Annotated in this window: 13 protein-coding genes; all 13 read right to left on the reverse strand. The window is 49.8% G+C overall.

Annotated features, from left to right (window positions below):
• Nucleotides 1–25 precede the first annotated feature (25 nt).
• Nucleotides 26–1,564 (reverse strand): ribonuclease Y, encoded by a 1,539-nt coding sequence (gene rny, locus GXX34_03155; protein HHW06523.1) that lies wholly within the window; start codon nucleotides 1,562–1,564, stop codon nucleotides 26–28.
• Between the two features lie 307 nt (nucleotides 1,565–1,871).
• Nucleotides 1,872–2,354: a regulatory protein RecX gene (locus GXX34_03160; GenBank protein ID HHW06524.1), complete on the reverse strand. Its 483-nt coding sequence runs from the start codon at nucleotides 2,352–2,354 to the stop codon at nucleotides 1,872–1,874.
• Between the two features lie 4 nt (nucleotides 2,355–2,358).
• Nucleotides 2,359–3,384 (reverse strand): recombinase RecA, encoded by a 1,026-nt coding sequence (recA, locus tag GXX34_03165; GenBank protein HHW06525.1) that lies wholly within the window; start codon nucleotides 3,382–3,384, stop codon nucleotides 2,359–2,361.
• A gap of 64 nt (nucleotides 3,385–3,448) precedes the next feature.
• Nucleotides 3,449–4,825: a hypothetical protein gene (locus tag GXX34_03170; GenBank protein HHW06526.1), complete on the reverse strand. Its 1,377-nt coding sequence runs from the start codon at nucleotides 4,823–4,825 to the stop codon at nucleotides 3,449–3,451.
• A 32-nt stretch (nucleotides 4,826–4,857) separates the two neighbouring features.
• The gene (locus tag GXX34_03175; GenBank protein HHW06527.1) at nucleotides 4,858–6,321 is read right to left on the reverse strand and encodes an AAA family ATPase; all 1,464 of its coding nucleotides are present in this window, start codon (nucleotides 6,319–6,321) and stop codon (nucleotides 4,858–4,860) included.
• Between the two features lie 38 nt (nucleotides 6,322–6,359).
• The gene (locus GXX34_03180) at nucleotides 6,360–6,884 is read right to left on the reverse strand and encodes a hypothetical protein (protein HHW06528.1); all 525 of its coding nucleotides are present in this window, start codon (nucleotides 6,882–6,884) and stop codon (nucleotides 6,360–6,362) included.
• An 82-nt stretch (nucleotides 6,885–6,966) separates the two neighbouring features.
• Nucleotides 6,967–7,512: a CDP-diacylglycerol--glycerol-3-phosphate 3-phosphatidyltransferase gene (gene pgsA / locus GXX34_03185; protein ID HHW06529.1), complete on the reverse strand. Its 546-nt coding sequence runs from the start codon at nucleotides 7,510–7,512 to the stop codon at nucleotides 6,967–6,969.
• Nucleotides 7,509–8,825, reverse strand: coding sequence for a 30S ribosomal protein S12 methylthiotransferase RimO (rimO, locus tag GXX34_03190; GenBank protein ID HHW06530.1), 1,317 nt, complete (start codon nucleotides 8,823–8,825; stop codon nucleotides 7,509–7,511). The genes pgsA and rimO overlap by 4 nt, the downstream gene beginning before the upstream one ends.
• 35 nt (nucleotides 8,826–8,860) lie before the next feature.
• Nucleotides 8,861–9,610 carry a helix-turn-helix domain-containing protein gene (locus tag GXX34_03195; protein HHW06531.1) on the reverse strand — a complete coding sequence of 250 codons (750 nt, stop codon included), beginning with the start codon at nucleotides 9,608–9,610 and terminating at the stop codon, nucleotides 8,861–8,863.
• 16 nt (nucleotides 9,611–9,626) lie between these two features.
• Nucleotides 9,627–10,664, reverse strand: a complete 1,038-nt coding sequence (gene mnmH, locus GXX34_03200; GenBank protein HHW06532.1) for a tRNA 2-selenouridine(34) synthase MnmH — start codon at nucleotides 10,662–10,664, stop codon at nucleotides 9,627–9,629.
• 62 nt (nucleotides 10,665–10,726) lie between these two features.
• Nucleotides 10,727–12,493 (reverse strand): DNA translocase FtsK, encoded by a 1,767-nt coding sequence (locus GXX34_03205; protein HHW06533.1) that lies wholly within the window; start codon nucleotides 12,491–12,493, stop codon nucleotides 10,727–10,729.
• A gap of 567 nt (nucleotides 12,494–13,060) precedes the next feature.
• Nucleotides 13,061–13,831, reverse strand: a complete 771-nt coding sequence (locus tag GXX34_03210) for an undecaprenyl-diphosphatase (GenBank protein HHW06534.1) — start codon at nucleotides 13,829–13,831, stop codon at nucleotides 13,061–13,063.
• A 10-nt stretch (nucleotides 13,832–13,841) separates the two neighbouring features.
• On the reverse strand, nucleotides 13,842–14,343 hold a 502-nt coding region (locus tag GXX34_03215; protein HHW06535.1), incomplete at its 5' end, for a Na/Pi cotransporter family protein.

Here is a 14,343-nt window from a genome sequence, read left to right on the forward strand (position 1 = left end):
AAGCGATCCCATGAGAGATCGCTTTCTACTTGGCGTATTCAACTGCCCTGGTCTCTCTGATGACTACCACCTTGATCTGACCCGGGTACTCCAATTCCGCCTCAATTTTCTTAACAATATCTCTCGCTAACCTGACGGCCAGTAAATCATCCACTTTATCAGGCTTCACCATAATCCTGATTTCTCTACCGGCCTGGATAGCAAAAGCCTTCTCAACTCCATCAAATGAATCCGCGATTTCTTCCAGTTTTTCTAGCCTCTTAATATAGGTCTCCAGGGTTTCTCTCCGCGCGCCGGGTCGAGCTGCGGAAATGGCATCGGCAGCCTGCACCAGCACCGCTTCAATGGTTTGCGGTTCCACATCCCCATGGTGGGCACCGATGGCGTTAATTACATCTGGATTCTCCTTATACTTTTTGGCAATTTCCATGCCAATGGCCACATGGGGCCCTTCTACTTCATGATCGACCGCTTTACCGATATCGTGCAGCAAACCGGCCCGTTTAGCCAGCGCCACATCCACACCCAGTTCGGCGGCCATGGCCCCCGCCAGGTGAGCCACTTCAATAGAGTGCTTTAAGACATTCTGTCCATAGCTGGTCCTAAACTTCAGCCTACCCAATAGTTTGACCAACTCAGGGTGGAGCCCATGGACACCGGTTTCAAAGACGGCTTGTTCGCCTTCTTCTCGAATCCGCTGTTCCACTTCTTTTTGCGCTTTCTCCACCATTTCTTCGATCCGGGCAGGATGAATGCGCCCGTCATTAATCAGCTTCTCCAAAGCCACTCTGGCAATTTCTCTCCGAATGGGGTCAAACCCTGAGAGAATAACAGCTTCCGGTGTATCATCGATGATTAAGTCGACACCGGTCAGGGTTTCCAGGGCCCTGATATTGCGTCCCTCTCTACCGATGATACGGCCTTTCATTTCATCATTCGGCAAAGCTACAACTGAAACGGTGGTTTCTGCTACATGGTCAGCAGCACAACGCTGAATCGCCAAGGTGATCACTTCTCTTGCTCTTTTGTCAGCTTCATCCTTAGCTTGGGCCTCAATTTCCTTGATCATCATCGCCGCGTCATGCTTGATTTCTTCCTCGATGCTGGCCAATAAAAGCTTCCTCGCCTCTTCGGAAGTCAAGCCGGAGAGTCTCTCCAACTCTGCTACTTGCTTGGCGTACACCTCCGCCAGCTCAGCTCTCTGTTCCTCCAGTTCAGCTTCCTTCCGTTGGAGATTTTCCTCTTTACGTTCCATCATTTCGCCTTTACGTTCCAAGGCTTCTTCTTTTTGCACGAGCCGCCGCTCCAAGCGCTGGAGCTCGTTACGGCGCTCCCGGTACTCTCGATCGGCTTCATTACGCAGCCGGTGAACTTCTTCCTTGGCTTCCAAGATGGCCTCTCGCTTCTTTGCTTCAGCATCCTTTTCAGCTTCTTCAATGATTCTTGCTGCCGCTTCCTCGGCAGAGGCAATTTTTGCCTCGGACAAGTGCTTGCGCACCAGGTAGCCCACCGCTAAACCAACAGCTAAACAGATGATACCAACGGTTAAGTATCCCCAAAAAATACTTCTCACCTCCTTATCAAAGATCGCCAGCAAATGGATAAGCTATGGTTACAAAATAATGCCGAGCAACACTCGGCATATGTTAGAAGCTATCACCTTTTTCCAACTGGTATTCCATAAAATGACTTCCGGCTTAATATACCTTAACATCGTCCTTGATCGAATACGATTAAAGCAGACCACTCCCTCAAGCTGGGGCTCTACGTAAAGGTATCCAAAACCCGTTTCATCATCTCTATGGAAAACACAAGGTGGCAGTTTCCAACACTACTCTTCTTTTGTATTTTAATATTGCCAGGTTTGCCTGTCAAGTTTGATTAACTTCGGAAAAATCAATCCCGAGTTCATAAATCGACCGGCGGATAATCTCCGGAGAAAAACCCCTGCGCAGCAGGAAATTGAACAATTTGTACTGGTTCACACCTTGGGACTGCAATTTAGTCAACTTGGCACGCACGGCATTCTTGGCCAACAATAATTCCTGCTCCTCCGGTAACAATTCATCAAGAACCTGATTGATGATTTCCTCCCTGATGCCTTGTTGGAGGAGCTCACTCCTCAATCGCCTACGTCCCATCGGTTTGAAGCGGATACGGTCCTCAATCCAAAAACGGGCGAATTCGCCGTCATTAAGATAATTTCTCTCCTCGCAGTAAAGGATGACCGCTTTCACATCTTCTTCGGGAAAACCTCTATTCCTCAACTTCTGCTCCAATTGGTTCTTGGCATACCTTTTTCTCCCCAAGAGAGTCAATGCATAGGATAGGGCCTTTTTGTTCAGCTCCGTCATAATCTCATCCTAAATCGCTCTTTTCCTTACCGGCTTCTCTTTGCCTGTTAGGAAAATAGTGATGGCGGATAGCTTCTTCAATAGCCGCAGTTATATCTTTATGTTGTTTCAAGAATTCCTTAACATTCTCCCTGCCTTGGCCCAGTCGCTCGTCATTATACGAATACCAGGCACCGCTTTTTTGGATGATGTTCAATTCCGTCCCCAGATCAAGAACGCATCCTTCCCTGGAGATACCTTCTCCATACATAATATCAAAATCAGCTTGCTTAAAGGGAGGTGCCATTTTGTTTTTGACCACTTTGACCCTGGTCCTGGCTCCAACCAGCTCGTCTCCTTGCTTGATGTTTTCCACCCGTTTGATTTCCATACGCACGGAAGCATAAAACTTAAGGGCTCGTCCACCGGGGGTGGTTTCGGGATTGCCAAACATAACTCCTACTTTTTCCCGCAGTTGGTTGATAAAAATGGCTATGGTCTTTGATTTATTAATCGCACCGGCCAGTTTGCGCAATGCTTGAGACATTAAACGGGCCTGCAAGCCTACGTGACTGTCACCCATTTCTCCTTCAATTTCCGCGCGGGGAACTAAAGCCGCCACAGAGTCAATGACCACCACATCCACCGCGTTGCTTCTGACGAGGGCTTCAGCAATCTCTAAAGCTTGCTCTCCCGTATCGGGCTGGGATAACAACAGGTTATCCACATCTACTCCCAAATTGGCCGCATAATTGGGATCTAAAGCATGTTCTGCATCAATAAACGCGGCAATCCCTCCTGTTTTCTGGGCTTCCGCGACAATATGGAGGGCTACCGTGGTTTTGCCGGAAGATTCCGGGCCAAAGATCTCAATAATTCTCCCCCTGGGCACTCCCCCAATGCCCAACGCTATATCTAAAGACAGGGCTCCTGTCGGTATAACCTCAATATTCATGCCGGTGGTCTGCCCCAGGCGCATAATCGAACCTTTACCAAACTGCCTTTCAATCTGCAGCAGAGCCGCTTCCAGGGCCTTTTGTTTATCAGTCATTAATTACCCTCCCTAAAAACATACGTTCGGTCTTTTCAATTATATACCATTTTTTGCAGGCATGTCAATTGGATAACAACACTCTCTCTACGGAAAGCTTGCGGTTCCTTTCATAAAAACTGAACATATCTACCGCTGCCGGCTGCCAGGCTGCTTCCGCCTCATCATATCGCAAGTGAAGCAGGGCCAGGGTTAAAGGAACATCATCGCTCACTTGTAAACGCCTAAGACCCGCACCGCCCGTGGTGCCTGCGTCAATCACTGCTGACCCTTTCGATACGGTGACCTTGCTGCTGTGATCGTGACCGTGCAGGATCACAGGAGCGAAACCGGCTAGGTTGTGAGCTAATTTAGGCCGGTGCACGGCGATTATGTCTACTTGGAGGGTACTTAACACCTGCTTCAAATCCTCGGTATGATTGGGGTACTTCTCCTCCGAGGCCGAGATCAAATAGTGACCTTCAGCCGCGGGATCGGCCACACCGAAAATCCTGATTCCATCTATTTCTACTACCTCTTCATTTAGAACAATTACATTTTCGTATTTTTCTAACGCCTCGACAATGGCCGGCGAATCATGATTTCCCGGAATGAAAACATAGGGTACGGATAATTGCGGCAGTTCCTGGGTTAACAACCCCTCCAGTACCGTACCGTAATCAGATAGATCTCCCGTGTCCACGACAAAACTCACATGATACTTTTCTACCATTTGTTTAATCAAATCCAGGGCAGCAGGGTGATTGTGAATATCCGAGACATGCAGTACCTTAACATTCCCCTCAGCATCCCCAACCGGTTCCAACTTGTCAATTTGCTCCAACATGCTGTACAGATTCCCAGCCACCACAGGAATCTGCCGGTTCAATTCCTGCACCTGTGCTACTGCTTTCTCAGCTAGGCTTACCATCCAGGGGGCTGCTTCCAAAGCGCCGTTAAATGTGGGGGAATGAAAACCCTCCACCCGGTACGTCGCCCTGGTCATGACCATAAGGAGGGCCACCACCAGCAATCCCCCGACGCCCGCGCGGCAATAGGCCTCCCAGCGGTCGAAACGGAGCACCAGTGCCCCCAGTACTCCTCCCAAAAATGCTAACCCAAGGATTCTGAGAACATACCAGCGCAAGGTTTCTGCCAGCTTCTCCTGCACCAGCAGGATTAACTGGTTTTGGTCGGTAGCATCAGCAATAATCCTGCCCAAAGCATCAATATCGATACTGGTCAAAGTCAAGGTAATTCCTAAAGGAGTCTTGTGGGTTACAGCAGTAATGGAACCTAAAGGAGGAATGGAGATTTCCGTAACACCGGGCTTCAAATAGTCAATCCCAATTTGAAACTGCAAAGCTTCGATGGAAAACTCCATCGGGCTCAGAACCCATATCACGGCAAAAACGGCCATCAGGATTATCACAGCTGCAAAGACACTCTTAGTGTAGCCCATTCCATCCTCCTACTGCCGTTTTTCCAGTTCCCTTAAGCAATATCACGACGATGATAAAGATAAGAGCGCAGCTCGTCACCGGACAAACGCTCTTCTTGTTTCAACACATGAGCTAACTGCTGCAGCAACCCCCGGTAATTGTTCAGGGATTGCTTCACGGCTTGTTCCTGTTCAGCAATAATGCGCTGTATGGTTTGTCCCACTAATTCGCGGGACTGGCTTTCATCCACGATGCCTAATTCGGACAACCCACAGGTAATCAATCGTTTGGCTAGTTCAATGGCTTCTTGAATATCATTGGCAGCCCCAGTGCTCTTTTCAAAAAAGATAAGCTCTTCTGCCGCGGCACCGGCCAGGGCCACCTTGATTTGACTCTCAAGCTGGCTTTTCGTGTGCAGGTAGCGGTCATGCATGGGAGATTTTCTCATATACCCCATGGCTTGCCCGCGGGGCACAATGGTCACATGGGCCACAGAGCCGGGCTCTTCCAACTCACTAATCAAAGCATGGCCGATCTCATGGACAGCTACTCGCTGAAGCTCCTCTTCCATGGGCTTCCGTTCCAATTTTTCACCCAGCATTACTTTGTCAATCGCCTCCCGGAAATGCCGCTGGCTGACTCGTTTTTCCCCTTCCCGGAAGGCTAGGATCGCCGCCTCATTGGCCAAGCTCTCCAGGTGAGCACCTGAAAAGCCGAAGGTTTCCTGAGCTATGATGTCCAGCCGCACATTTTCTGCCAGGGGTTTATTACGGGTATGGAGCTCCAGTATTTGCAGCCTACCTGCTTTATCGGGCAAGCCCACCTGCACCACCCGGTCGAACCGTCCGGGCCTTAACAGGGCCGGATCAATCATATCTATCCGGTTGGTGGCTCCGATGACCAGTAGTTGGAAATCAGGGGACGACTTCAGGCCATCCATTTCCACCAGGAGCTGGTTTAAGGTCTGATCATATTCCAGGTGGCTGGCATGGGAACCTCGCTTAACTCCCAGTACCTCTATTTCATCAATAAACAGAATGGCGCTCTTTTTCTTTTGCTGTTTGGCTTTCTCCCGGGCCTGCTCGAAAAGCTGCCTCACCCTTTTTGCACCTACGCCCGCATACATTTCCACAAACTCCGATCCGGAAGTGGCAATAAAGACGGAATCCGTATAAGTGGCGGCCGCTTTGGCCAGCAAAGTCTTTCCTGTGCCCGGCGGCCCGGTCAGCAAGATGCCCTTTAAAGGCCTAATGCCTAAATGCTCCACCCTGTGCTTGTCCCTGAGAAAATCCATCGCTTCCATGAGTTCGTGCTTGGCCGTGGCTTGTCCGCCAATATCGGCAAAAGTCACTTCCCGGTGCGGGGAAACCTCATCAAAAGAAACGGTTTTTAATAAGCCCTGGCGTTGCAATACTAGATACAAAACGCCTCCGATCAAAAATATCCCGACGAGAGGCATCAGGTCATAGCCGAGTATGGACAAGAACACACCGGCGGCCAATGCAGCGCCGATCATGAATTCCCCTGCCAACGGTCTCACCTCTTTTCCGGTCCTTATGTCTTATCAACCCTACGGACAATTTCATACAGGTAATACCCACCGTCATGAATTTGCAAGTAGAGATTCTCCCCGTCAACTTCCAGGAGCCAGTAATCCACCTTTTCCTTGGACAGGTTATTCTCAATCAACAGCTGCATTTCCGTGAAATTGCCTTTTGCCGCTGCTTCTTCCATAGCAAAGCGATTATGGCGCCACAAGTTCAACAGGTAATCATTCCTGCGATCCCGGACCGTGACATTGATAGCTTCCTCCCGGGGCAGCACTTGCATGATTTCTTGGTAGAAAGGCTGAATCCGTTCCACTTCCCCGATATCCACGGTTACGGTCAACCTCCCCTGTGCCTTCGCCACCTCCGCTTTTTTCACCCCGGATACAGCCAGCACCTCTTTATGCAAGGGTTGCTTGACCCCAAATTCCTGATAAATAAACCAACCTGCAAACAGGAATCCCAGTGTCAGCAGGAACGAGAGCAGGATTTTTGTCAGGTCAAACCTGGAAAAGCCCATCGGATCACCCACTTTCAGTTACCACCGATTATAACACAACCCTGGTTATATCTCTTTATGAATCCGTTGGAAACAAAAAAGCCGCCCACGGCGGCTAACTCTGACGAGCTTTTTCCAGGATCTCCTTTGCTTTAATAAAATAATCGACTCCTGACCAAATGGTGATGACCACTGCCAGGTAAAGAAATGCTTCCCCAATGACATTTAAATAAGGAATAGGGAGATCCGCTAACAAGAGAATCGTAATGGCAATCACTTGGCTGACGGTTTTCAGTTTACCCAAGCCACTGGCGGCAATTACCACATTTTCCGAGGCGGCCAGGGTCCTTAAACCGGTAACGGCAAATTCCCGGCTGATGATCAGAATCGCGATCCAGGCAGGCACTAATCTTAATTCCACCAATGAAACTAATGAAGCGGTAATCAGCAGTTTATCGGCCAAGGGGTCAATGAACTGGCCAAATTTAGTGATCTGTTTATTCTTACGTGCCATGTACCCATCCAGCCCATCGGTACTAGCGGCTAAAATGAAAACAACGGCGGCCAAGAACCTTCCACCCGGTATCCTTGTCAACACAAACACCATGAAAATGGGAACCAGCATAATCCGCACCAGTGTCAACCGATTGGCTAGATTCATTCGATCATCTCTCCAACTAGATCGTACTCCGCCACGTCTGTGATGAGGACTTTTGCCATGTCTCCCGGCCGGTGGGCCAGTGGACTGGTGAAATATACCTGGCCGTCAACCTCCGGTGCGTGGAGGTAAGCTCGCCCCACGTAAAGATCCCGGTTTTCAGGAGAAACTCCCTCGACCAGCACTTCCAGTTCCCGGCCCAGCCATTTATCATTTACTTGCAAAGTAATCTCCCTTTGCAGCATCATGGCACGATGATAACGTTCTTCTTTAATGTATTCAGGCACTTGTTCCCGCATGCCGGCGGCCGGCGTCTCCGGTTCTTGGGAGTAGGTAAAAACTCCCGCCCACTGAAAACGCTGTTGCTGCATGAAATCCAGGAGTTCTTGGAACTCAGCTTCCGTCTCACCCGGGAAACCTACAATAAAAGTCGTCCTAATAGCTATGTCAGGGACGGTATTTCTAATTTTGGCCAGCAAGTTCTCCAAAAAGGCCCGGTCGCCTCGCCGCCCCATTCTTCTTAAAACAGCGGTACTCCCATGCTGGATGGGAATATCCATATAGCGGCAAATCTTTCTCTCTTGACTGATTACCTGCAGCAACTCATCGGTGATATAAGTTGGATAGCAGTAGAGCAAGCGAATCCAGCGCAGTGCTTCAATCTTGACTAATTGCCGTAGGAGTACGGGTAAACGCAACTCTCCATAGATGTCTAACCCATAAGCGGTCACGTCCTGGGCTACCAAACAGAGCTCTTTGACTCCCCTGGCAGCCAAGTCTTGGGCTTCCTCGATCAGGGCATCCACCGGGCGGCTGCGATAGGGACCCTTGATCTTGGGGATGACACAATAAGTACAGCGATTATCGCAGCCATCAGCAATTTTCAAATAAGCGCTGGGCCCTGCCACACCCCAGCGTGAGACCCCAGGGGAGGCATCTACCGGATTCTTCTCCACAAAGACCAACGGGGTTCGGCAGCCTTGATCCAGCAAATCCAAGGCCTCTTTTAACCTCCCTAGCTCCCCAACGCCCAATAGCACATCAATTTCCGGCAACTCCTCCAGCAGTTCCTTGCCGTACTTTTGCGCGGCACAGCCGGCTACAATCAGTTTCAATTCCGGCCGCCCTTTCTTCATTTCCGCTATTTCCAAAATGGTATTGACCGTTTCTTCTTTGGCAGCATCAATAAAACAACATGTATTGATAACCACGGCATCTGCTAAATCAGGCCTGGTCACTACGAGATACTTCGTCCCCATGAGGCTGCCCAGCATAAATTCAGTATCTACTTGGTTTTTCGCACATCCTAGAGTAATTGAGGCTACTTTATTAATCAACTCAAAACCACCTTTTACAACTCATTGTCCGGGGGGAATTCCAACACCACCACTTCTCCAACCCGGCCTATATCGGAGAACTCCTCCCCATTATAATTGACGGACAGCACTCCCGCATTGCCCGCCTTCACCCAAAACCTTTCTTCCGCCTGAAAGGTTTGACTGGCGCCGGCTTCCAAAATGCCGGAAAAGACCGTTTCTCCATCGGCCCTTACTTCTACCCAGCAACGGGAGCCGGGGTCATTAGAAACCATTAAAACAAGTTCCATGCCATCAAAGACCGGTTCCTCGACCGTCGCCTCAATCGAGTCCTCCGTATCTTGTTCCTGAACCGTTTCCTCTGCAGGTTGGCCCAAGGAGGGATCAACCACCTGAGGTACAGGCTGGTTCATGAAATAGATGACCACATAAGCAATCACTAAACAGACAGCCAATCCTACTGCTAATAATTTGATTTTTTTCCCAACACTGACGGTCGTTGGGGGATACACCGGAGCCCGGGTCTTCATGTCTTCCGCATCTTCCTCGTCCTGCTGCAAGTGCTTTCTCAATTTGGCCACCAGGTCGTTGGCATCCAGTCCCAAGAATGAAGCATAACTCCGCAAGAAACCAAACATATAGACATTCCCGGGCAGGACATCAAATTCCTCGGCCTCCAGGGCTTCCAAATACCTACTGCGGATTTTGATTTCTTTCTCCACGTCCGCCAGGCTAAGTTTTTTCGCTTCGCGAGCTTGCCGCAACAAGTTGCCGATTCCGATCATCCGAGGTACCCCCAATTCACATCAAGTGATTGATGTATTCCTCCAATTGCTGAACAGCCCTCTCCATATTACTTGCATCGAGAACTAAATCACAACCTGCCGGATCAGTTACGCTTTTCCGATACAGCACATCATAATAATCGCTAATTAATATTTCTCCTACCACTTCTAGTTTTCCTTGCGCCAAATAGTTAAGCATCTGATTGACTTTATCCTTGCCCAGCCTCGGGGTAAGCCGCTTGAGGGCCTGCTCTACCTCCGCGATATCCCACCGGCAGTTTTCCACGTATTCCCTGATTAGTCGTCGCACCCTGTTCTCCATCGTGTCCTTAACCAGTACTCTGTGCCCGTGCAAGATCCCTTCATAAACAGCCTCGGGCACAAACAGTTTGCCGATTTTCTTGCTTTCTCCCTCCACAATTAATAACCTGCCCGGCCCATAGTTCCTAATCTGGTGCAAAATCATGCTCTCAAATTTCTTTTGACTGGGTTGTTGACCCAAACCGACGGAGCCAAATACGGAACCCCGGTGGTTGGCTAATCCTTCTAAATCCAGCACCGGGTAACCCCGCCTGCCCAGTTCTCGAATGATCTCCGTTTTCCCCGTACCGGTCAGCCCGTGAAGTACTACAAATTGATGGGGGAGACTTTTTTCGCGCAAGTGTTTATTGACGTAACGGCGATAAGCTTTATAGCCTCCGATTAAACGATAACACGGGATATGCATAATATCCAACAAGTGGGCTACGGCATGGCTGCGGTCACCGCCTCGCCAGCAAAAGATCACCATTTGCCGGCCATGCTTTAACTCCCACAACCGGTTCACCATTTGGGGCAACTTCGGGGCTATCAAGCTCAACCCCAATTTCCGGGCCTCTTGGGGGCCATGTTCAGCATAGACTACACCAATGCGGTGCCTCTCTTCATTGTCAAAAAGAGGCACGTTAACTGCTCCGGGAATAGTATCATGTTCATATTCCTCAGGCGAACGAACATCAACAAAACTTGCTTTCGTTAGTGCAAGAGCCTCTTCGATTGCTATATCCCTGTGCATCTAAACCCACTACCTTATCTCTTGTCGTAGTCTACCCTGACATGTTTACACTCAAACGCAGCTTAACCGAAAAGCCTTTGGTAATCGTCCCATCCGATCAATACGGCTCTGGGCTTGCTCCCTTCAAAACCACCCACCACCCCTTTGGCCTCCAGCAAATCCATTAAACGGGCTGCCCTGTTATAACCTACTCGCAGCCTCCGCTGCAGCATGGAAATGGAGGCTTGGCCGCTTTCAATCACCAGCCTCGCCGCTTCGGGTAGGAGTTCATCGTCCACCTCCATCTCGGCCCCTGAGCCTTCCGGCAGATTAGCAACCTCCTCATTATAGTCCGGAGCGGCCTGCTTTTTCAGGAAGGACACCACCGCTTCCACTTCACTGTCTGACACGTAAACACCTTGGACTCGCACCGGTTTGCTCATACCTACAGGATAGAATAGCATATCTCCCCTACCCAACAGCTTCTCTGCTCCTCCCATGTCCAGGATAGTACGGGAATCGATCTGGGAAGAAACAGCAAAAGCAATCCGTGAAGGAATATTCGCTTTAATCAATCCTGTAATGACGTCCACGGAGGGACGCTGGGTAGCCACCACTAGATGAATCCCGGCTGCCCGCGCCATCTGGGCTAAACGACAAATAGCGTCTTCTACATCTGCCGGGGCCACCATCATTAAATCTGCCAGCTCATCCACCAAAACGACAATTAGCGGGAGAGGGGGCTCCGCCCCGTCAGGATTGGCAGCTTTCAGTTCGTTGTAGCGGGTGATATCGCGTACCCCGGCGGCAGCAAACAGTTCGTATCGCTTTTCCATTTCACTTACTGCCCACCTTAACGCCCCGGCTGCCTTTTTCGGTTCTGTCACTACCGGTGCTACCAGATGCGGGATGCCGTTATAATTGTTCAGTTCCACCATTTTAGGGTCAATCATCAGAATTTTTAATTGATCCGGCCTGGCTTTAAATAAAAGACTACAAATAATTGCATTCATACAAACACTCTTGCCGGAACCGGTAGCACCCGCTATGAGCAAATGGGGCATTTTCGCCAAGTCCGCTACCACGGGTTTGCCGGCGATGTCTTTACCTAAAGCGACGGTCAAAATGGATTCCGACTTTAAGAATTCCTCGGTCTCCAGCACTTCCCGGAAATGAACCACATCAATTTCCTTGTTTGGCACTTCAATACCCACCGCCGCTTTACCCGGGATCGGAGCCTCAATGCGCACCTGGGGAGCTGCCAGGCTCAAAGCAATATCATCAGCCAGGCTGACTATTTTACTCACTTTAATACCTGGCGCCGGCTGCAGTTCGTAGCGCGTGATGGTTGGACCGCAGCTCACCTGGGTCACTTTACCTTTCACCCCAAAGCTCTCCAGGGTTTCTTCCAAAATATGAACATTTTCCGTGATATCTTTGTTCATGCGAGGATTGCGCAGCTTTAACGATGGCTTTAATAGAGTTAAAGGGGGCAGCATAAAACCGGCGTGATGTCCGGCGGGAGCCTCCTTGCTCGCTTGCTTGCCGGCGGTTTCTTTCGCAAACAGAGCCGGTTCCATGGGAACATCTGGTGCCTTAATTATCTCGGGCTCATGGGCGGTTGCGGTCACAGGCAAAGGAGTGTCTATGACGCCCGTTTCATGGGTATGATCGATGATCACCAGGTCTTGCTCTTTGGGCTTCGCCCCCTTGGCCCGCTTAGGCACAGGCTCTTCGTCTTCAACGGTAAACAAGAACTCGATTAACCGGTCTTTAAGAAAGTGATAAAAATTAGCCATGGCTGTTACAAATCTTTTGGAAAAAGTCCTGGGAGAACCGCTCAGCATCATGAGGAGGGCAATTACACTCAGAGTCGCCAGCACAATGTATATGCCCCAAGCCCCAAACACTGCATAAAAGACCACGGCCAGAATTGAACCTACGGTTCCCCCTCCCGCTCCTTGCCATCCTTCGAGTACCGCTTCCCAATAACCTAATGCCGCCACATATTTAATATGTAAGAATGTAACTAGCGCCAGGAAAAGAATAATACTTCCTCCGCTCCTGGCACCGATAAAGGGAGCATCCTTATCCTTGACCAGTCTAATCCCCCAGAAAACGCCGAGAAATCCAAATAAGTATTTCCCGTCACCTACCAGCTTACCAAAGATCACAGATATTAGGTGGCCGGCGGGGCCAAAAGCATGTCCTCCCTCTTCTGGGTAACCAACATAAAAGCTGGCTAAACAAAACACAGCTACAGCCAGCGTTACCACCCCAGCAATTTGCCTTTTCAGGTGATTGAGGTTCTTCTTGGACTTCCGATTCACTAAGCTCACCTCCCTAACGTTATTCTACGTTAGGAAACAAATTCCTTTCAGCCAGGGGTTCATTTAAGCGGCAGGGCCATGAGGGCCTCAAACCAGCTGCCACAGCACCACTAGCAATCCCACCAGCCAGCAGTAATAGGAAAAATAGTGAAGTTTTCCCAAACGTACAAAACGAATAAACAATGTAATAGCGCAGTACCCGGCTGCCATGGCCGCTACCATTCCCGCCAGATACGGTACTAACAAGGCACTGTTTATGTCCCCTACCACTATGTCTTTTAACTCCAGCACAGTAGCTCCCAGGATCACCGGAATTGAGAGCAAAAAGGAATAACGCGGCGCCGACTGCCGGTCCAGCCCTGTGACCAGCGCAGCGGCGATGGTTGTCCCTGACCGGGATAAGCCGGGTAAAATAGCCAGCCCTTGCGCCAATCCCACAAATACCGCTTGCCCATAACTCATTTTTTCCAAAGGCTTCGCCGCTGAAGCGTACCGGTCCACCAGCCAGAGAATGGTACCGGTTACCAGCAGCATGCATCCCGTGACCAAGACGGACTCAAACATTTCTGTGAAAACGTCATGAAACACTAACCCGATGACGCCGGTAGGCACGGCGCCCGCCAGGAGCAGCCAGGTCAGTTTCTGAAAAGGCCGTTTGAGGATGGACACAATATCCGCCCGGTAGACCATCATCACCGCCAGCAAGGTGCCAAAATGTACCAGGACATCAAACACTAAGCCTGCTTCTTGCACTCCGAGAATCTCAGTAAATATGACCAAATGACCGGAACTGCTCACGGGAAAAAACTCCGTTAAACCTTGAATAATGCCTAAAACAATGCCCTCCCAAATAGTCATCCTTTTCCTCCTAATGCTCCCCGAGTACGGCGCTGCTGATATTATTGGAATGGTCGCCGATACGTTCCAGGTTACTCATAATATCTAAGTATATCACACCAGAACCCGGAAAACACTTGCCTGTATTGAGACGGCTGATATGATTGCGGCGCAGCTCTTTCTCTAAAAGGTCTATCTGTTTTTCCATATCCAGTGTCTTTTTAGCCTCATCGACGCTGTCATGCTGCAGGCTGTGAATAGCCTGCAGGTACGTCTCGCTGACCAGAGCGCTCATGGAAGAGATCTCCTCTAAAGCTTGATCGCTAAAAGGCAGGTTTTCCTCAATCCGCACCATGGCCATTTCAGCAATGTTTTCCGCATGGTCACCAATGCGCTCGATATCAGTCACGCTGTGGAGCAGGCTGTTATGTTTTTTCGACAGGGCCGGGGTCATTTCCGTTTGAGATATTTGCACCAGGTAAGTAGTAATTTGTTCGGCTAACTGGTCAATAATTGTTTCCTGCTCGTACACC

It is taken from the genome of Clostridia bacterium (genome assembly GCA_012840125.1).
Classification (GTDB): domain Bacteria; phylum Bacillota; class DULZ01; order DULZ01; family DULZ01; genus DULZ01.

Coding starts and splice junctions, on each gene's coding strand:
- GXX34_03195 (HHW06531.1), bottom strand. CDS start 9,610: ATGATCGGAATCGGCAACTTGTTGCGGCAAGCTCGCGAAGCGAAAAAA.
- pgsA (HHW06529.1), bottom strand. CDS start 7,512: ATGAATCTAGCCAATCGGTTGACACTGGTGCGGATTATGCTGGTTCCC.
- GXX34_03175 (HHW06527.1), bottom strand. CDS start 6,321: ATGATCGGCGCTGCATTGGCCGCCGGTGTGTTCTTGTCCATACTCGGC.
- recA (HHW06525.1), bottom strand. CDS start 3,384: ATGACTGATAAACAAAAGGCCCTGGAAGCGGCTCTGCTGCAGATTGAA.
- GXX34_03170 (HHW06526.1), bottom strand. CDS start 4,825: ATGGGCTACACTAAGAGTGTCTTTGCAGCTGTGATAATCCTGATGGCC.
- GXX34_03210 (HHW06534.1), bottom strand. CDS start 13,831: ATGACTATTTGGGAGGGCATTGTTTTAGGCATTATTCAAGGTTTAACG.
- GXX34_03160 (HHW06524.1), bottom strand. CDS start 2,354: ATGACGGAGCTGAACAAAAAGGCCCTATCCTATGCATTGACTCTCTTG.
- GXX34_03205 (HHW06533.1), bottom strand. CDS start 12,493: ATGATGCTGAGCGGTTCTCCCAGGACTTTTTCCAAAAGATTTGTAACA.
- mnmH (HHW06532.1), bottom strand. CDS start 10,664: ATGCACAGGGATATAGCAATCGAAGAGGCTCTTGCACTAACGAAAGCA.